17 protein-coding genes and 1 other annotated feature are annotated in these 19,516 nt (G+C 35.7%); all 17 genes read right to left on the reverse strand.

Going from position 1 to position 19,516, the window contains the following annotated elements; genetic code table 11:
* Positions 1-146 precede the first annotated feature (146 nt).
* Positions 147-434, reverse strand: a complete 288-nt coding sequence (locus tag NiCM35_RS07895) for a DUF1292 domain-containing protein (RefSeq protein WP_047944340.1) — start codon at positions 432-434, stop codon at positions 147-149.
* A 12-nt stretch (positions 435-446) separates the two neighbouring features.
* Positions 447-863: a Holliday junction resolvase RuvX gene (ruvX, locus tag NiCM35_RS07900; protein WP_095331709.1), complete on the reverse strand. Its 417-nt coding sequence runs from the start codon at positions 861-863 to the stop codon at positions 447-449.
* A 4-nt stretch (positions 864-867) separates the two neighbouring features.
* On the reverse strand, positions 868-1,134 hold the full coding sequence (locus NiCM35_RS07905) for an IreB family regulatory phosphoprotein (RefSeq protein ID WP_047944338.1): 267 nt from the start codon (positions 1,132-1,134) through the stop codon (positions 868-870).
* A 74-nt stretch (positions 1,135-1,208) separates the two neighbouring features.
* On the reverse strand, positions 1,209-3,836 hold the full coding sequence (gene alaS / locus NiCM35_RS07910) for an alanine--tRNA ligase (protein WP_123260802.1): 2,628 nt from the start codon (positions 3,834-3,836) through the stop codon (positions 1,209-1,211).
* An 85-nt stretch (positions 3,837-3,921) separates the two neighbouring features.
* Positions 3,922-4,153 (reverse strand) — a binding site (T-box leader).
* A 59-nt stretch (positions 4,154-4,212) separates the two neighbouring features.
* Entirely contained in the window at positions 4,213-5,292 is a 1,080-nt protein-coding gene (locus NiCM35_RS07915; RefSeq protein ID WP_095331705.1) for an AI-2E family transporter, read from the reverse strand.
* 301 nt (positions 5,293-5,593) lie between these two features.
* Complete coding sequence (locus NiCM35_RS07920; protein ID WP_082138431.1) at positions 5,594-5,725, reverse strand: YrzQ family protein; 132 nt, start codon at positions 5,723-5,725, stop codon at positions 5,594-5,596.
* A 56-nt stretch (positions 5,726-5,781) separates the two neighbouring features.
* Positions 5,782-5,970 carry a YrzR-like zinc ribbon domain gene (locus tag NiCM35_RS07925; RefSeq protein WP_047944344.1) on the reverse strand — a complete coding sequence of 63 codons (189 nt, stop codon included), beginning with the start codon at positions 5,968-5,970 and terminating at the stop codon, positions 5,782-5,784.
* A gap of 298 nt (positions 5,971-6,268) precedes the next feature.
* Complete coding sequence (recD2, locus tag NiCM35_RS07930; protein ID WP_433779155.1) at positions 6,269-8,695, reverse strand: SF1B family DNA helicase RecD2; 2,427 nt, start codon at positions 8,693-8,695, stop codon at positions 6,269-6,271.
* Positions 8,696-8,738: 43 nt separating this feature from the next.
* The gene (locus NiCM35_RS07935) at positions 8,739-9,389 is read right to left on the reverse strand and encodes a tetratricopeptide repeat protein (RefSeq protein ID WP_095331701.1); all 651 of its coding nucleotides are present in this window, start codon (positions 9,387-9,389) and stop codon (positions 8,739-8,741) included.
* A gap of 170 nt (positions 9,390-9,559) precedes the next feature.
* Positions 9,560-10,675: a tRNA 2-thiouridine(34) synthase MnmA gene (gene mnmA, locus NiCM35_RS07940; RefSeq protein ID WP_095331699.1), complete on the reverse strand. Its 1,116-nt coding sequence runs from the start codon at positions 10,673-10,675 to the stop codon at positions 9,560-9,562.
* Between the two features lie 47 nt (positions 10,676-10,722).
* The gene (locus NiCM35_RS07945) at positions 10,723-11,865 is read right to left on the reverse strand and encodes a cysteine desulfurase family protein (protein ID WP_123260800.1); all 1,143 of its coding nucleotides are present in this window, start codon (positions 11,863-11,865) and stop codon (positions 10,723-10,725) included.
* 142 nt (positions 11,866-12,007) lie between these two features.
* The gene (gene cymR, locus NiCM35_RS07950) at positions 12,008-12,427 is read right to left on the reverse strand and encodes a cysteine metabolism transcriptional regulator CymR (protein WP_095331695.1); all 420 of its coding nucleotides are present in this window, start codon (positions 12,425-12,427) and stop codon (positions 12,008-12,010) included.
* Complete coding sequence (locus tag NiCM35_RS07955) at positions 12,427-13,110, reverse strand: YczE/YyaS/YitT family protein (protein WP_095331693.1); 684 nt, start codon at positions 13,108-13,110, stop codon at positions 12,427-12,429. The genes cymR and NiCM35_RS07955 overlap by 1 nt, the downstream gene beginning before the upstream one ends.
* Positions 13,111-13,378: 268 nt before the next feature.
* Positions 13,379-14,521: a M20 peptidase aminoacylase family protein gene (locus tag NiCM35_RS07960; RefSeq protein ID WP_123260799.1), complete on the reverse strand. Its 1,143-nt coding sequence runs from the start codon at positions 14,519-14,521 to the stop codon at positions 13,379-13,381.
* Positions 14,522-14,562: 41 nt separating this feature from the next.
* Positions 14,563-15,363 (reverse strand): GNAT family N-acetyltransferase, encoded by an 801-nt coding sequence (locus NiCM35_RS07965; RefSeq protein ID WP_164463667.1) that lies wholly within the window; start codon positions 15,361-15,363, stop codon positions 14,563-14,565.
* A gap of 19 nt (positions 15,364-15,382) precedes the next feature.
* Positions 15,383-16,504, reverse strand: coding sequence for an o-succinylbenzoate synthase (menC, locus tag NiCM35_RS07970; protein ID WP_433779274.1), 1,122 nt, complete (start codon positions 16,502-16,504; stop codon positions 15,383-15,385).
* Between the two features lie 719 nt (positions 16,505-17,223).
* On the reverse strand, positions 17,224-19,455 hold the full coding sequence (locus NiCM35_RS07975) for a helix-turn-helix transcriptional regulator (RefSeq protein ID WP_123260798.1): 2,232 nt from the start codon (positions 19,453-19,455) through the stop codon (positions 17,224-17,226).
* Between the last annotated feature and the right edge of the window lie 61 nt (positions 19,456-19,516).

Consider the following 19,516-nt stretch of genomic DNA (forward strand, 5'->3'; position numbering starts at 1 on the left):
TTTTTACATATCTCGACCTATTATACTATATTTTGCTAAGAAAGTTGTAGCTTTTAGTGAAATTTACATACTACTGAAAGCTGGACTAGTAGTTAACAAAAAATAAAAAAAGAGCCCAAAAGGACTCTCTTTTCTTCTATCCGTTATTACTCTTCTTCTTGTTCAGCAAGGAATGTATTTAACATTTCTTCGACTAAATCCCATTCTTCTTCAGTTTCAATCGGAGATAGTTCACCGTCGCCTGTTTCTTCATTTGGAATGAAGGAAGATGCGTGGATGTCGATTTCTTCATCATCGCTTTCATCTCCAAGAGGATAATATAATACATATGATTTTCCAAATTCATCTGATTCAAATGTAAATAGAATCTCACATAATTGTTCATTTCCTTGTTCGTCTACAACTGTAATTGTATTAGTCTCACCGTGTTCCATATTTCCACCTCATTATTTTTGACTGTCTAAATATCCTTGCAAAATGATAGATGCAGCCATTTTATCGATTACTTTTTTACGTTTTTTTCTACTAACATCTGCTTCCAATAGAATTCTTTCAGCAGCCATCGTTGTTAGTCGTTCATCCCAAAAAACAACCGGCAGTTCAAATCGTTCTTCTAAAAGCTGCCCGTACATTTGACTAGCTTCTCCACGAAAGCCTATGCTGCCATTCATATTTTTAGGAAGTCCAACCACTATTTTACCTATATCATACTCAACAATCAAGGACGCAATACGGTCAAGCCCAAATTGTTCTTTCTCTTCATCAATTTTAATTGTTTCAATTCCTTGTGCTGTCCATCCTAAAGCATCACTAACAGCAACACCTACTGTTTTTGAGCCAACATCTAAGCCCATTAATCGCATACGTCTATTCCTCTCGTTGCTGTTTTAAATAAAACTTTACAAGTTCCTCAATAATTTCATCTCGTTCTAATTTTCGGATGATATTGCGTGCATCCATGTGACGGGGAATATAAGCAGGATCCCCAGAAAGTAAATAACCAACAATTTGATTGATTGGATTATAGCCTTTTTCTTGAAGTGCATCGTAAACTTGATAAAGTACTTCTTTTACATCATGTTCATATGGTTCTTCTGGAAAATTGAATCTCATTGTTTTATCAAATGAGCTCATTTTGAACACCCCATTTCCTTTTCGAACAATTTCTGTTAAGAGTTATCTACATTTTACACTACTTGTCCTTAATATCAAACGGATTTCACATATTCTTGTACAAATTCTAATGCTTCATTTAGTTTAGAAGGATCTTTACCGCCTGCTTGAGCCATATCTGGACGGCCGCCTCCGCCGCCTCCACAAATGGAAGCTACTTCTTTTACTATCTTTCCTGCATGGAAACCTTTATCCATTAAATCCTTGGTTACACCAGCAATAATATTTACTTTTCCTTCATTGACACTTCCAAGTACTAATACGACAGAATCTATTTTTTGTTTTAATTCATCTGCCATTGTGCGAAGATTATTCATATCTACATTCGGGATAGAAGCCGCTAATACTGGGACTTCATTCACTAATTTCACTTGATCAACAAGATTGCCTGCTTCAATATTGCTTAGTTTTGCAGCAAGTGATTCATTTTCCCGTTGTAATTGCTTCACCTCTGTAAGAAGACTGTCTACGCGAGTAACGACATCTTTGGGACTAGTTTTTAACTTATTCGCCGCTTCTTTTAATAAGTGAATTTGATCTGTCAGTTGTTGGTATGCCGCTTGTCCAGTTACTGCTTCAATACGTCTTGTTCCTGCGCCAATTCCAGCTTCCGAAACAATTTTAAATAAACCAATTGCTGAAGTATTATCAACATGACACCCGCCGCATAGTTCTAAGCTATACTCACCAACTTGGACAACACGTACTACTTTTCCATATTTTTCACCAAATAAAGCCATTGCACCCATTGCTTTCGCCTCATCGATATCCTTGTAATCAATTTGAACTGCAATACTTTCCCATATCTTTTCGTTAACGATTCGTTCAATCTCATCTAATTCCTCTGCAGTAATTTGCCCAAAATGAGAAAAATCAAAACGTAAACGATCTGGTTGTACAAGAGATCCTGCTTGATTAACATGTGTTCCAAGAACATCTTTTAATGCCTGATGTAATAAATGAGTTGCTGTATGGTTCTTTATAATTTTGGAACGATTTTTACTATCCACTTTAGCTGCTAATCTATCATTTACCCTAACAGCTCCTGTTTCAATTATTCCTTTGTGTAAATTTTGACCATTTGGCGCTTTTTGAACATCTTCCACGCTAATTGTCACATGATCCGATTTTAACGTTCCTTTGTCAGCAATTTGACCGCCGCTTTCTGCATAGAATGGTGTTTTGTCTAATATAAACTGAATTTCATCCCCAGCTTCTGCAGTCTCTACTTCTTGACCATTTCTTAATAAAGCCACGATTTGCGCTTCATTTGACCACTGATCATAACCAATAAATTCACTTTCCACTTTAATATTGCCTAACACTCCACTTTGAACTTGCATGCTGTCAACTTCTTGACGTGCTTTTCGGGCGCGATCACGCTGACTTTCCATTTCTTTTTCGAAACCTTCATGATCAATAGCCAGACCTTGCTCCTCTGCATATTCCTCTGTAAGTTCAACTGGGAATCCATACGTATCGTACAAACGGAAAATATCTTCTCCAGCTATAACTCCATTGTCTTTTGCTTTCTCCATTACTTCGGAAAGGATAGCAAGACCTTCATTTAATGTTTCATGGAATCGTTCTTCTTCACTTTTCATGACTTTTTGAATAAATTCTGTCTTTTCCTTTACAGTAGGATAATAATCTACCATAATTTCAGCCACTACTGGAACTAATTCAAACATAAATGGTCTGTTGATATTAATTTTCTTTGCATAACGAACTGCTCTGCGCAACAAACGTCTTAACACATAACCTCTTCCTTCATTTGACGGAAGAGCCCCGTCACCTATTGCAAAAGCCACTGTACGTATATGGTCTGCGATTACTTTAAATGCTTCATCGCTTAAAGAGTCCTTGCCATACCGGACATCTGCTAATTGTTCAGTCGCGCGAATAATCGGCATAAATAAATCTGTATCAAAGTTTGTTGGAACATTTTGAACAACAGACGCCATACGCTCCAAGCCCATACCTGTATCAATATTCTTCTTTGGCAGAGGTGTATAAGTGCCGTCTGGATTATGGTTAAATTCAGAGAAAACAAGGTTCCATACTTCTAAGTAACGATCATTTTCTCCACCTGGATATAATTCTGGATCGTTGATATCATTGCCATATTCTGGACCACGATCATAGAATATTTCTGTATTAGGACCACTTGGACCTTCACCTATGTCCCAAAAGTTACCTTCTAAGCGAATGATGCGATTCTCTGGTATGCCAATTTTATCTCGCCATAAAACATATGCTTCTTCATCCTCTGGATGGATGGTTACAGAAAGCTTTTCTTTATCAAAGCCAATCCATTTTTCATCTGTCAAGAACTCCCAAGCCCATTCGATTGCTTCTTCTTTAAAATAATCCCCAATCGAAAAGTTACCAAGCATTTCAAAAAAAGTATGGTGACGCGCCGTTTTGCCCACATTTTCAATATCGTTTGTACGAATTGATTTTTGCGCATTTGTTATTCTTGGATTTTCAGGAATAACGCGACCATCAAAATATTTTTTTAAGGTAGCTACACCACTATTAATCCATAATAATGACGGATCATCATGAGGCACTAAAGAAGCACTTGGCTCAATCGCATGCCCTTTGCCCTGAAAAAATTCTAAAAATTTGCTTCTTATTTCTGCACCAGTTAAGTTTTTCATCACATATCCTCCTGTTTTTTCTTATGTATTTGCTACAACCACTAACGTTTACCGTTTTAAGGCATAAAAAAAACTCCCATCCCTGGACAGGGACGAAAGTATTGCTCGCGGTACCACCCTGATTATGGATAAAAGTATAAAAAAATAATAATAAATAATATCCATCTCTCAACATTCCTTAACGCGGAAAACGGCAGTGATTAGCTGCATTCAAGAATTAGCTTTCAATTATCCTTCACCTAGAACTCCTTTCAGCCAAAGGGAATTCCTCTCTTTAGAGTGGACTATAATCTACTTATTTCTTTCACCATTTTATCGATATATGCTTCATTCGAATTATACTGATTATTAGGCAGTATTGTCAATATTGGTCTATTTATATACGTTTTATTTCTCGTTCTTTTTTTCCAAAATGGGTTTTCATATGAATGATTGCTACTTTTACAATGGATAATAAAGGGACTGCCACAATCATTCCAATCATCCCGCCTATCTCCTCTCCTAGCAATAGCGCAAACATAATAAACAAGGGATGCATATGAGTACTTTTCCCTACTATATATGGCGATAATATATTTCCTTCGAGAAATTGCAGAATAATAATGATAATCACGACAATAATGATCATTTTCACAGAAACAGTACTTGCAACAATTAAAGCTGGAACAGCTCCAATTACCGGTCCAAAATACGGAATGACATTCGTTATTCCTATGATCATTCCTAATACAAGGGCAAATTTCATATGAAAAATCAAAAAAAGAAGCATAGAAATAACTCCAATAATTGTACAAACCAATAATTGTCCTCTTATATAGCTGCCTAATGATTCATTTACATCCTCTAAAAATAAGCGAGCACTATTGCGCCATTTATTAGGAATTAATCCATTAAAGCCTTTTCTTACCGCATTTATATCCTTTAACATATAAAAAGAGATAAAGGGAATAAGCATAATTATAATCGAATAATTGACAATCCCCATGGCACCATTAATTACTTTATTCAAAAGGGATTCCATTTTCCTTTCAAATATGTCAATTCCACGGTCAACTTTTTCCTGTAGGTTAAGCGGCCAAGATTCCATTTTATTTTGAATCGAATCAATTAAATCTTTATATCGCTCTGCAAGCTTTGGAGCACTAACTGTCAGCTCTTCCAGCTGCTCAATAAGAATGGGGATACCTTTATAGATCGCATACCCAATCCCGCCAAAAAATAAAATATAAATAAATGCAACAGACAACCCTCTATGTAAACCTTTTTTATGTAATAATTCTACTATTGGATGAAGTAAGTACGTAAAAAACGCACCAATAATAAAAGGAGTTATAACCTTTGTTATAAGACTTAAAATGGGTAACCATATCGGTGATAATTTTATAAAAATAAATAAAACGATAAAAAGTAATAAGGTAAATCCTAATCGATAATACCATTTTATTCTTATATCCATTTCCTTTCCTCCCTCTTTAATGTATTGTGAGAGATAATAGGAATTTTTATGCATTTTTTTATCTAGTATTAAATTGTAAAAACGGCTTAGCTATCTATGTAATCCCCCACAGACTTAGGCTTGCTTACCGACACATAGCGTGGCTGCATGGACAACGGAACGCCTGCTTGACTATAATTATCAACATAATAATAAAATGAAAAAACCCAAGCAATGATACGAATTTTTTGATTCCGGTATCATTGCTTGGGTTAAAATTTCGGCAAGAAGGTTCGTTCCAGCCTTGTCTTCTAACTCACAATTAAAACATCTTCATTACTTTCCTCTGCACTTTTTTCAGTTGTTTTTGACTCATCATATTATTTTTTTGCATATAGCTAAGTGCCACTACACCAGCCCCAATAGCTATTGCTGTATTTATCGCTTTACCCATTTACTTTGCACCCCTTTTTATATGGAAGTGAGCGCCAAGTTTACACGGAGAAAAACTTAGCTTAATCGACGCTCTTCTTCGTCAAATAAGTCGTCTAAAGAACTTAAGCTTCCATCTTCTTCTACTTGATGTGTATGAATAATCCCTTTCGTAAGCGATAATTCAATAAAGCAATTCCAGCAGTAATATTGATTTATTCCAATTTTCCCAATATCTTTGCTCTGGCAATTTGGACATTTGAGCATAGGAAACACCTCATCTTCATTCGTTTCATGAAATATTCCACCTAACATGGAAATTCCAGGTAAGTATTCCCATTATGCTCTTTAACCCATCCAAATATACCAGTATTTTTAGGAGTTGGCTGTTTTTATGGGAAAATTAGAATCCGACTGGATTTTTTCGAAGAAGATAGCATTACTATTTTTCACCTAGAACTTTAAAACATGTAGTACAAACATTGGCAAAAAAAATCCTCTAAAAAAGAGGAATTCTCCGTAAAAATAGAGGTTTTCTTAAAAAGTTTGTACTTAAGTAATTTTCTTAGGATTCAGATGCTTCCATAAAATCATATGGGGAGATATTTTCCATTCCAATCATTGGATCGATTTGATTGATTTTACCTTCATACAATAAATCAAATGAATTCTCTTTTGTTATTTCTATCGTCTCGTCTGGTTGATATACATCGGCAAATGCCTCTTTGATTTTTTCTTTTAAGGTTGTTTGCCGATTTAGTTCATCATTCCGGCTAACGCCTAATTCCATTGCTTCCACTTCTCCACAAAGAATCAAAAATTGTTTACTTCTAGTTATTCCGGTGTAAATTAAATTTCTTCTTAACATGCGATAATAACTTTTGACGACGGGCATAATGACGATTGGAAACTCACTGCCTTGTGATTTATGGACAGAACAGCAATAAGCCAGCGTAATTTGATTTAAATCCTGTCGCGTATAGGTTGCTTCTATTCCATCAAACGAAACAATAACCATATCTTGCTTTTCCGTATTTTCCTTCGCATAAAAGATCGATACAATCTCACCCATATCACCATTAAAAACATTGCTTTCTGGTTGATTGACTAGCTGAAGGACTTTATCACCGATCCGGTATGTAACATCTCCAAATTTCAGTTCTTTTCTGGTGCCATCTGGATTAGGATTTAAGATTTCCTGTAAGATGGCATTTAAGCGGTCAATTCCTGCTGGTCCTCTATACATCGGTGCCAATACTTGAATATCCATTGGCGCAAAGCCTTTGTTTTTCGCATTCAAAACAATTTTTTCAATTGCCTGCGGAATTTGACTGGAAGAGCATTTTATAAATGAACGATCCCCTTGAGGCACAAGAAGATTAGCCGGCAGCTGGCCTTTTTTCATTTCATGTGCCAGCTCGATTATCGATGATCCTTCCGCTTGTCGATAAATATCTTTCAACTTAACAGTAGGAATACATGCTGAATCAAGTAGATCTTTTAATACTTGGCCCGGTCCTACTGATGGCAGCTGGTCTTCATCTCCTACAATAATTACTTGAATATGTTCAGGTAAAGCCTTAAATAATTGATGGGCTAGCCAAATATCAACCATCGAGGTTTCATCGACGATGAGGATTTTTCCCTCCAAAGGATGATCCTCATCCCGTTCAAATGTTCCTGTCCCATTCCATCCCAGCAATCGATGAATAGTAACTGCTGGTAAACCTGTTGATTCAGCCATTCGTTTAGCCGCTCGGCCAGTTGGCGCCGCAAGAATAAATGGATAGGGTTCATCTTTTTTATAATCATTAGGCTCTAAGGAACAGCCGTGCAATTCACCATATAATTCAACAATTCCCTTTATGACAGTTGTTTTCCCCGTTCCGGGACCACCTGTCAAAATTAGCATCGGGGACATAAGCGCCGTTTGAATCGCTTCTCGTTGAGAGGGAGCATATTGAACACCGATACGGTCCTCTAAGTTTCCTAACGCCAGCAGAAACTCCGATTCTGGAAATTGGTCTTTATATTCAGATTGCTCCATTACTCGCTTTATATTTCGTACAAGTCCTTTTTCTGAAAAAAACAATGAAGGTAAATATATTTTTTTATCCTCCACTATAATTTTCCCTTCTTCCTCCAGTTGAATAACCTGATCTGCTATTTGCGAAAATTCTATCTCCTCTTTTTGATTTTCTTCAAGCAGGGCTTTTACTTTTTCTAGTAAAAATTCGGCATGGAGATAGACATGGCCTTCCTGATTACTGCTTAACTCTAAGATATACAAACAGCCAGCCTTTAATCGATCTGGATGATTCCCAGTAATTCCAATCTGTGAACCAAGGTCATCTGCTTTTCCAAAACCAATCCCTTCAATATCCTCCACTAATTTATATGGATTTGTCTGGACTATTTCTAGCGTATTTTCTTTATATACTTGATAAATTTTCATCGACAATTGCGGACCAAACCCATATTGATTTAGAGAAACCATTGCTTGCTCTAACCCTTGATTTTTCATTAATGTATCATAGAGGATTTTCGCTTTATCTGATGCAAGTTTGGGCACTGTCTCTAAAATCGATGGCTGATTCATGATTTTGGAGATTGCTTCTTCTCCTAAAGTATCCACAATATTCTCTGCTGTTTTTTCCCCAATCCCTTTAAATAAGTTGCTCGATAAATAAGCAATAACCCCTTGCTTTGTTTGTGGCATTTCTTTTCGAAAGGAAGTTGCCTGCAGCTGTAAACCGAATCTCGGATGCTCTTTAAAATCACCAAAGTATGTATACGTTTCTTCTTCGTTCATCTTTGGCAAATAGCCAGTAATAACCGCTTCTTTATCGTCATAATCATGATTCGTTTCATCGACTCTTATTCTTATCACAGAGTAAAGATTCTGTTCATTATGAAAAATGGTAACAAGATGTCGTCCCTTCACATACTTTTTTTCCTTTTCAAAAAGATCCAAAGAGTTCTGCTCGTTCAACTGAATTCCTCCTTTCTTCCCTTACATTTCATTTCTCTTTCCATTACTTTTCTTCGATAATTTGCTTTCCGTAACCAGCAAGAAGATGATCTGGCTGGATTTCTAGCGCCTTATTGAACATTTCGACTGCTTTCGCTGTTTCTTCTTTAAAACCATAGGCAACCCCTAAATTATAATAAGCATCTGCATGAGTGGCATCTAATGCTAGACAGGATTGAAATTGTGTAATTGCTTCTTCAATATATTCATTTTGTGCCAAACAGAGCCCTAGTTGAAAGAACGCCTCTGCATCTTGACTATTTAGTTCAACTGCTCTTTGAAAATAAGGGATTGCCAATTTCCCTTTATCTAAACCAACATAAGTAAGTCCAAGCATAAAGAAATTATCACTTGATTCTAGTCCCTTTTCTAATGCTAGTTCAAACATATTCTTTGCGGATTCTAAATTTTCTTTTTCATAATAAACGGTTCCTGCACTATAATAGGCTGCAGCCGTTGTATCATCTATTTCAATCGCCTTTTGGTAGAAAGATAATGCTCTTGTATCATCACCCAAAGCTGATAAAACATTGCCAAAATTAACGTAAGAAACTGCATTGTTCGGATTTTTCTCAATCTCTTCCATAAAAATTTTTGCCGCTTCTTCCCATTTGCCTTCTTGCATATATTGTATTCCTAATTGACTATTATCCATCTTAAAACACTCCATTTCTTATTGGTAGTATAGCATATTTTCTAATCAAAAATGAGAAAAGCAACTACACAAAAGAAACTAGCAAATCCTCCTATTACAGGAGAATTGCTAGCTGCTTTTTGCAGTATGTAAAAACTGTCGACCAACTAATGTTAGTCGACAGTTCATCCTTAACCTACATATGTTAATCTTTCATTATCACGGAACACTTTATCAATTGTTCCTCCGCCTAAGCATTCTTCTCCTTGATAGAATACAACTGCTTGTCCTGGCGTTACAGCACGAATTGGTTCGTGGAAGATAACTTTGACTGTATTTTCATCGATAACCTCTACCGTTACTTTATTATCTGGTTGACGGTAACGAAATTTAGCTGTACATTCAAATGATGTACCAATGCGATCTTTGGATACCCAGCTAACGTTGGTCGCAATAATGCTGTCAGAATAAAGCAACTCGTGATGGAATCCTTGACCTACATATAAGACATTCCGTTTTAAATCCTTGCCGATAACAAACCAAGGTTCTCCACTTCCGCCAATGCCAAGACCATGTCTTTGCCCGATTGTATAATACATAAGTCCATCATGACGGCCAATTACTTCTCCATCCATTGTTTCCATATTTCCTTTTTGCGCAGGAAGATATCCACTTAAGAATTCTTTGAAATTACGCTCTCCTATGAAACAGATACCTGTGCTGTCTTTTTTGGTTGCTGTCGCAAGATTTGCTTTAGCAGCAAGTTCACGAACCTTTGATTTTTCCATGCCGCCAATAGGGAACATTACTTTGCTTAATTGTTCTTCTGTTAGTTGATTTAAAAAATATGTTTGGTCTTTATTATCATCTTTCCCTCTAAGCATGCGCACTTGACCATCTTCTCTGACTACTTGTGCATAGTGCCCTGTTGCAAGATAATCAGCTCCAAGACTCATTGCATGCTCTAAGAAAGCTTTAAATTTAATTTCTTTATTACACATTACATCGGGATTAGGTGTTCTCCCCGCTTTATATTCATCAAGAAAATAAGTGAACACTTTATCCCAGTATTGTTTTTCAAAGTTCACCGCATAATAAGGAATCTCTAACTGATTGCAGACACGAATGACATCTTCATAATCCTCCGTTGCAGTGCAGACACCGAATTCGTCTGTATCGTCCCAGTTTTTCATGAATATACCGATAACATCATAGCCTTGTTCTTTTAAAAGTAACGCAGCAACTGATGAGTCAACTCCACCAGACATTCCTACTACTACCCGGGTATCTTTTGGTGCTTTTTCCATTTTCCATTTCCCCCTTAGCCCTTCCCTTTACATGGAAGGGAAGGTTATCATTTTGTCAGACGGTTAATGATTTTGACTAACTCATGACCGACCTTTTCTATTTGTTGTTCCGTATTATTTAATCCAAAGCTAAATCGAATGGAATTTTTTGTTCTTTCCGATTCTTTGCCAAACATGCTTACTAACACATGAGAAGGTTCGATTGATCCAGCAGTACATGCGGAACCACTAGAAGCAGCAATACCTGCTAAGTCAAGATTAACTAACATTGCTTCCACATTTGTACCGGGAAAGCTTAAGTTTAAAACATGTGGCAAGGTATTATCAACTAATCCGTTTTGTTTAAATGAAATATTATTATCTTTTAAGATACCAATTAGAATTTCTTTATACTTTTTAAACTGCTCTCTCTTTTGCAATCTATCCTGTTGAGAAATTTCTACTGCTAGCTGAAAGCCTGCTAAAGAAGGAACATTCTCAGTTCCAGCTCTTCTTTTTTTCTCTTGTTCGCCACCAAATAATTGAGGATTTAGTTTAATGCCGTTCTTAACATATAAAAAACCTATTCCTTTAGGACCATTAATCTTATGAGAAGAAACGGATAAAAGGTCGATGTGCTGTTCTTTTACATCCATATCTTCTAAACCATAGGCTTGTACCGCATCTGTGTGGAAGACAGCAGGATGATCTTTTAACAATAAGCCTATTTCTTTTATCGGTTGAATCGCACCCACTTCGTTATTGCCATACATAATCGTAACAAGAATAGTATCTTCTCTTAATGCTGCTTTGAATTCATTCAAATCTATTAGTCCGTATTCATTTACAGAAAGATAAGTAACCTCGTAGCCCTTTTTCTCTAATTCTTGGCAAGCATGCAATACAGCATGGTGTTCAATTTCCGTTGTAATAATATGTTTTCCTTTCGCTTCTTTGCCTTCTGCAATTCCAAAGATAGCGTAATTATCTGCCTCTGTACCACCGCTCGTAAAAATAATTTCATTTTCGTGTGCACCTATACTAGAAGCAACTACTGCTCTAGCATTATCCAATATATTTCTTGCCTGTCTTCCATAGGCATGAATACTTGAAGGATTGCCAAATTGATCTTTCATGACTTCATACATTCTATCGATTACTTTTGGATGCATGGGTGAAGTTGCCGCATGATCCACATAAATATGTTCCAAGTTATTCACCTACAATTAATTAGTTGTGATCATTTCAGGTTTCTATTTTTTGTCCAATATAAAAAAAATCATCCAAAGAGCTTTCTACATACTTGATTGCTATTATAAAGAAACAGCCATCGATTTTCCAAAAAACAGCTTATTAAATATAAAACATATAACCATCTGAGTTATCGTCTTCTTGATGGTTAGCTAGGTCTTCAATTGTGGTTGAATCTAATACATCTTTTACCGCATCTCTGATTTTCATCCATAAAGCTTTCTTAGCTGGTTCTTCATCTTCGATTCCCTCGACAGGACTTATAGGTCCTTCTAATATCCGAATAATATCTCCAGCAGTAATTTTATTCGGTTCATCACCTAATACATATCCACCATATGCTCCACGAATACTGCGCACATAACCAGCATTACGTAACGGAGCAACTAATTGTTCCAAGTAATGCTCGGATAAATTATTGGTTTGAGCAATTGATTTTAATGAAATCGGTCCCTCTCCGTGCTTTTTTGCTAACTCCATCATAATAGTTAATCCATATCTTCCTTTTGTAGATATTTTCATTATTTTGCCTCCCGCTCCATATTATGTTGGTGAATATTATTCACCGTTCTTTTATTTCGATCCAATATATAGTTCGTCCATTTTGTACACTGTGGGATACTCCATCCTGCAACTCTTCCTATTAAGGCAGCATAGATAATCGTTCCCCATGATACAGGTCCACCAAGTATCCATCCTATTATTAAAACAATTGCCTCCATTAATAATCTCGTTCTTGCTATGCCCCCGCCAAATTTTTCCGATAAGACAATCATAAGACTATCTCGCGGTCCTGCACCAAGTTTCGCAGAAATATAGAATCCCATTCCATAGCCCATTATAATCAATCCAATTAAAAACATAATCCATTTTTGATAAAGGGTCGAAGGGGTATTCATAAAGGGAAGTAGTAGGAAAAAATCAATAAATACTCCTACTAACACCATATTTAATAAAGCACCAAAAGGAGGAAGTTTTTTTGAAAGGATGGCAGCTATCAATAGGATTAAAAAACCAACTATTATTGCCCAGCTGCCGATGGTCAGACCAAACTGAATATGCAATCCAATATTCAAAACATCCCATGGGGCTGAACCTAAATTTGCAGTAATAATTAATACAATGCCTAATGACATAATCAAAAGCCCTATAATAAAAATAAAAAGTCGTTGAACTGGTTTATCTTGGCCTATTAATGATTTCATCTGCAGTCCCTTTTGCTTTCCCTATCGTAAGTGTTTTTTCTGTATAATTGCCATTATGCATTATAGCATAATTACTTTTATAATTGTTGCAGTAAAGACCTGATATTCATTCTTTATTCAGTATAATTAGTTTATATCCTATCTATTCAATAGGATATCATATTTTTTCGTTTTCGATAAACTTGCTTTTTTTATTGCTGTACATAGAAGCATCTACTAGATTAAAAAAAGGAATTCCTCCTATGCCAAAAGAAGAAATTCCTTCAATCTATTGTTTTTCTTCCATTAATTTTACTGTCGATAAAGCCATGATTTTTATCCCATGCAGTAGGCTTTCTAACTGAAAATACATGTCTGGGTGATGTAATCCGGGCTGTAAATCTGTGCCTAAGCCAATCATTGTTGTTTGCAGTTGTTCCTTTACTTTCGCATAATAATGAAAATCTTCTCCACCAGGTGTTACTGGAGGCTTCACAAGCCCTTTCGCTCCTAGTATTTCTTTAATGCTTTCAGCTGCTATTTCTTCCATCAATTTATTTGGTGTTGCTGCTGGCATATCGGATAGAAGTTCTAATTCAACTCGAGCACCATTCGCTTCACCTGCAAGTTTCACTTGGCTTTCAAGTCTGGAAATCAATTGTTCCATCTCTTCATTGGTTTGGGCACGAACATCGATGCCAAACTCCGCATAATCGGGGATAATATTAAAATTCTTTCCTCCCGCCTGGACAAAAGTCATTTTTGCAGAAGCAGGGATAATCGGGTTCAACGGAATAGAACGAATAGCCATATTAATAGCTGTAAGACTGTCGATAACGTTTATCCCTAAATGCGGTCTTGCGGCATGTGCCTGCATTCCATATAGTTTTCCTTTAAAGCTTGCCGCTGCTCCATGATAGATTGCAGGAGAACATTCTCCCATTCTCATTTCTTGAATTGGTCGCACATGTAATCCTAATAAATAATCAATATCGTCTAGAAGCCCTTTATTAATAAAGGAAATTGCCCCTGCACCAGTCTCTTCAGCAGGTTGGAACAGGCACTTTATTTTCCCATTTGGTTCTACGCCTAGTTCCTTCAGACATCTTAAGGTAAAAAGCAAAATCGTCGTGTGTGCATCATGACCACATGAATGATTGGCCTTCCATTCTCCATTCACTTGCTGCCATAATGCATCCATATCTGCTCGCAACCCTATAACAGGATTATTTCCTTTCCCCCATTCCCCAACAATCCCAGTTTGATCATCGAATAATTGATAGGGAATGGATAATTTCTCCAGCTCATTTTTTATAAATTTCGTTGTTTCGACTTCTTCCCAGCTTATTTCTGCATGATTATGAAGAAACTGATACATAGCTATTATCTCTTCCTTTTTCCCATCTACCCAGCTGTCTATTTGTTCGTGCATTTTTCCCCTCCTCGTTTATGTAATTCGTTATTCAAATAAGTTCATTCATTCTCTTTGTTTAAGCTTACAATATAATAATTCACTAGTTCATTTGTCTTGTGATAGCTGTGAATGATATATCCCCTTGAAAACAAATGAGTAAAAACATTCCTAAGCATCATACGCCACTTTTCGGCTGTGGCAAAATCTTTTTCTTTTATTGTATGTATATTTTTAGGAACAGGAACCTTGTAGGTATCCGCTTTTTTGGATAGGAGTTCAAAAGATAAAGGAATAGGGATTTCTTTTATCGTTTTCCATGTAACAAGTGATGGAATTTGCTCTCCTGCCGGATGAGGATTTACTGATAGTTTCCCAATATCCCACTCTAACAAAAACCTGTCTGAAGGAAGGCCTCCGTTTAATTCATCCTCCATGGATCCGTAATGATTAGGATAATATGTTTTCACTACCCCTCCTAGTTTCGCTATATTTAGATTGGCATTCCGTGATTCTAGCGGATCAAAAGTCCAAATAATTTTTGAATAGCCACGTTTCAAGGCCATTTCCTTTTGTTTTACTTTCATTTTAAAGCCCAATCCAGCATTTCTATCCTTTGCTTTCACTGCCATCATATGGGACACTAAATAGATTTCCTTTTGATGAAAACCAGGGAAACTATAGCAAAAGCCTACCAGTTCTTCTTTCAAAAAAGCCCCTATAATCATTCCACCATTATGAATAGAGGCAACTAAAAATGGATAGGGTGTAGTATTAGTCCTGCCCCAAATTGAATCTTGAAGGGAAACTACCAGTTGGATTTCAGCTTTTTCAGTTACTTCTCTTATTATATAAGGATCCACTGTCGTCGTTCCCCCCTTATTAAATGAATGGATTAGCATATTCCTTCTTTGAAATTAAATGCTGATTAATCACTGCTTCGTTTAAATCGAACCCAATACCGGCTCCTTTTGGTACTTCTATTTTGCCTGGCGTAGACAATGTGACCTCTGGACAAATAATATCTTTTTTCCAGTATCGATTCGATGCAGATGTATCCCCCGCAATTGTAAAAGCCGGAAGGGAGGTTATCGCGATATTATGCGCTCTTCCGATTCCGCCTTCCAGCATGCCGCCACACCATACAGGAATATCGTGTTTTTTACATACATCATGTATTTTCTTAGCTTCCGTCAAACCGCCGACACGGCCAATCTTAATATTTATTATTTTACAGCTTCCTAATTCAATCGCTTTTCGAGCATCTTCTACGGAATGAATACTTTCATCCAAACATATTGGTGTTGCGAGCTCACTTTGCAAAATAGAATGATCAATAATATCATCATATGCTAATGGCTGTTCAATCATCATCAACTTAAGTGGATCTAATTCTTTAATTCGCTCGATATCTGCTAACGTATAGGCAGAATTCGCATCTGCCATTAGTGGGATGTCATAACCAAAGGTTTGTCTTATTTTTGCTAAAGGCTCTAAGTCATAGCCAGGTTTAATTTTCACTTTAATCTTTTTATAGCCCTCATTCAAAAAGCGTTCCACTTTTGTTAAAAGCATGTCTGTAGTTGGTTCGATTCCAATACTTACCCCAACATCAATCGATGTTTGAATACCTCCAAGCGCTTTCGAAAGAGAAATACCTTGCTGTTTACTATATAAATCCCATATTGCGCCTTCTAAAGTTGCTTTTGCCATATTATTTCTTCTGATTGGAGCGAATCTTTTTGAAACTTCATCTGGGTGCGTTATCTCATCTTTAAACAAGAGTGGTATCAAAAACTCGTTTAGCATATAAATAACAGTTCCAGTTGTTTCCTCGCTATAAGTAGGATCAGGTAAAGCGACAGACTCTCCATACCCAATGTGCTCACCACTATATATTTTAATGATCAGAAAATCCTTTTCTAACAGTTCACCAAAACTTGTCTTAAACGGACTAACCAGCGGCATTTTCACATGTTGGACTTCAATTTTATCAATTTTCACCATTTCACGTCCCTCTCGTCTAGTATCTTTCTTCTATTTTAATAGTAATTTGGATTAATGGAATAAATTTATTTAAAAAATCGAAATATCTACTAAAATTTTTTCTTTAAAAACATAAATGAGACAAAACAAAATATATATTGGATAAAGACGAACAATCTCTAATTCAGTGGTGAAACCAATTCGTTCCATTACACTACAGACACACGATGCGCCGGGGAGCAACCTAAGTCTCCTCGGCTAAAGCCTGTGGGGTCTTAGGCTTTGCTCTGCTTCCCGCAGGAGTCGAGTATCCTCCGTTCCATTTCACTCCTTTTTTAAAGCTTATTTAGTTTTTAAGCAAACTAAAATTACTAGGAAAAAACAAAGCAGACTGAATACACGTAGACTCCTATGGGAGCTGCGAGAAAGTCCAAGACCCCGCAGGAACGAGGAGGCTTGGCGCTCGCCCCATGGAAAGCGAAGTGTATTCAGTCTGCGGGTGATTACCACAAACCTTTTTTCTTAAAATAAATAAAAACCGCCAAACAAATTATACGAACTTTCTCTAATATGTACATATAATTGTTCGGGGTTATATTGGGTTGAAATACTTATGTTCCACCCTCAAGATAAACACAAGCCAAAATACGAAGATAGTCAAAATATCTCCTATCATTGTTTTGGTTTTATTCATGTAAAAAAATTTGATGGATGTATTCCGTTCTCTGTGTAACTATTTATTTAGCCATTTTATTAATAACATATTTTCCTGGCGTTATTCCTTCCTGCTGCTTAAAAATCCTAATAAAAGTATTCACATTTTTACAGCCAACCATTTCACCAACCTCTGATACCATATATTTACCCGATTCCAATAAAATTTTTGATTTCTCTACTTTCAATTGATTTACATAATTTTTAAACGAGGATTTTAAATGATCTTTAATCAACTTGCTAACATAGGATTCACTTAATTGAAAATGATCTGCTACTTCGCCTAAAGATAGATCGCTTGTGTAATTTTCTTGAATATAACGAAGAACACTTTCAACTGTAGAAAGTTTAATGGAGTGCTTTTCTTCTAGAAGTAACATTAACTCATTGAATATATCGATGAAGGTATTTTTTAGTATCTCGATATCAGAACTGTTTAAATGAAAGAATAGCGCTTTATTATTCTTTAAAAAATCACTAAAAGACAGATTACATTTATTTAAAATTCTTTTTATCGTATTGATGAGAGCATTTCGAAAATCATATATATTATATATATCCATGCTTTCTTCTCTAAAATTTGTTTCAACTATCTCATTTATCAATTTCTTGGCATGCTTCAACTCTCTTTTCTGCATAAAATTTATTAAAATACTTTCCGTTTCTACACTATAGGAATAATCTTTCCCAGATGATAATGGAATATGGCTGCTGCATAGAGATTTTGTATCAATAAAAGAGTATTTCTGTTCCATAAGCTGAAAGGAAGATTTAAATATTTTTGGCAATTCGCTTAAAGATGGAAAGGCTTGTGAGAGGGTAAAAGTAATTTCTACTCCTAATTCTTGCTCTATCCTCCCAATCATTCGATGTAAAACATCTAAAATAAGATGCTGATTTTTTTCTGCAAAAAACAAACAAAAATGTTTATAATCAATGGGAAAAGAAATAAATTTTTGATTGGTTTCTTTTTCATTGCATAAAGCTAGTACTTTTTTCCTTAATGTTAAAATATTCCCTTCGCTTAAATTGGATTCCCATTCAGAAATCCCCTGCATGGTTATAATGGCAAGAATGCCGCCCTGACTGAATGGATCTAATTGCAGGAGTTTCAACCTTCTCTCCATATTCTGCTTATCATAATTTTCATAAATGATGTTTTTGAGAAAGTTTTCTTGCAAATCAACTAATGAGCTTTGTTGAAGCTGTACTAAGTTCTGATTGGTTTTATTGATAATATGAATTTTAGAGATAATATAATCCAACTCATTTTTTATATAACTGTCCGAACTATTTTTTTCCTCTCCACTTTTAATATTTTTGATAATTTCTTCAATGGGTGAATATGATTTTCTGCTTAAAGTGGTAGTTAGAACAAAACCTAACAAAAGAAGGACAATCAAAATTACTCCGATACTGGTAAGGGTATGAATTGGTAATCCAATTCCTGTATGTACATTCGTTATATATAAATAATGAATAGTTGGTATCGCATTGGAGCGCTTTTGATAGCCATCGTATTTATTAACCGAGCGATAGACAATTTGATTTTCATTGGTTTTTTTCACCGGTAAAAAACTAGCTAGTACGTTTTCTCCCATAATGGTTGTAGAGGCTAAGACAGACGAATCAACCATCGCAAGAATACTATTCGCATCTGGTAAATTGCTCATTAATAAGTCCTTTTTCTCCCACACAATGAAAAAATAGAGATATTGCTTTTCCTGCTGATAATAGATTTTATTGACAATAACTAGTTTATCTTTGGCGTCATAACACTGTAAATCATTGTTTCCCTTTAAATCCATAAAAGCTTCTAACTCTGTGATATTCTCATCCATATGGATAAATTTCATATAGTCTTTAAACAAAAAATAACCATCTGAACTAGTTACATCTGTCCCATAATCTTTTAAAACAGCAAGATTAAAACCTAACTGATCGTTTGAAAAATGATTGCCTGTTAACTCATTAAACATTTTACTATAGACACTATAATTAAACTGATTTTCCTTTAAAAATTCCGCAATAACATCTTGCTGGGATAACAGCTTGACCACATTTAAGGAAACATCTAGGCGATAGTCAATTATATTACTTTCTCTTTCCAAAAACATTTCATTTAATTTATTTATTTCAAGCCGATTTTGGGAATATTCTTGCGAGATAGTCACAAACAAAATAATAGAAGTATAGATAATGATAACCACGGAGAATGATAGAAATAGTTTCTTAAAAATAGTTTTCCGAAACATGTTATCCCCCTCTTTGTTATTATTCCAATTATATTTTTTCCGTTATAATAAAAACAATATT

Source organism: Niallia sp. M35 (assembly GCF_050971705.1).
In the GTDB taxonomy this organism is placed as follows: Bacteria; Bacillota; Bacilli; order Bacillales; family Cytobacillaceae; genus Niallia; species Niallia circulans_A.

Excerpts from the sequence above, each read along its gene's own strand:
- NiCM35_RS07895 (WP_047944340.1), bottom strand. The coding sequence starts at position 434 with ATGGAACACGGTGAGACTAATACAATTACAGTTGTAGACGAACAAGGA.
- ruvX (WP_095331709.1), bottom strand. The coding sequence starts at position 863 with ATGCGATTAATGGGCTTAGATGTTGGCTCAAAAACAGTAGGTGTTGCT.
- NiCM35_RS07905 (WP_047944338.1), bottom strand. The coding sequence starts at position 1,134 with ATGAGCTCATTTGATAAAACAATGAGATTCAATTTTCCAGAAGAACCA.
- alaS (WP_123260802.1), bottom strand. The coding sequence starts at position 3,836 with ATGAAAAACTTAACTGGTGCAGAAATAAGAAGCAAATTTTTAGAATTT.
- NiCM35_RS07915 (WP_095331705.1), bottom strand. The coding sequence starts at position 5,292 with ATGGATATAAGAATAAAATGGTATTATCGATTAGGATTTACCTTATTA.
- NiCM35_RS07920 (WP_082138431.1), bottom strand. The coding sequence starts at position 5,725 with ATGGGTAAAGCGATAAATACAGCAATAGCTATTGGGGCTGGTGTAGTG.
- NiCM35_RS07925 (WP_047944344.1), bottom strand. The coding sequence starts at position 5,970 with ATGCTCAAATGTCCAAATTGCCAGAGCAAAGATATTGGGAAAATTGGA.
- NiCM35_RS07935 (WP_095331701.1), bottom strand. The coding sequence starts at position 9,389 with ATGGATAATAGTCAATTAGGAATACAATATATGCAAGAAGGCAAATGG.
- mnmA (WP_095331699.1), bottom strand. The coding sequence starts at position 10,675 with ATGGAAAAAGCACCAAAAGATACCCGGGTAGTAGTAGGAATGTCTGGT.
- cymR (WP_095331695.1), bottom strand. The coding sequence starts at position 12,427 with ATGAAAATATCTACAAAAGGAAGATATGGATTAACTATTATGATGGAG.
- NiCM35_RS07955 (WP_095331693.1), bottom strand. The coding sequence starts at position 13,110 with ATGAAATCATTAATAGGCCAAGATAAACCAGTTCAACGACTTTTTATT.
- NiCM35_RS07960 (WP_123260799.1), bottom strand. The coding sequence starts at position 14,521 with ATGCACGAACAAATAGACAGCTGGGTAGATGGGAAAAAGGAAGAGATA.
- NiCM35_RS07975 (WP_123260798.1), bottom strand. The coding sequence starts at position 19,455 with ATGTTTCGGAAAACTATTTTTAAGAAACTATTTCTATCATTCTCCGTG.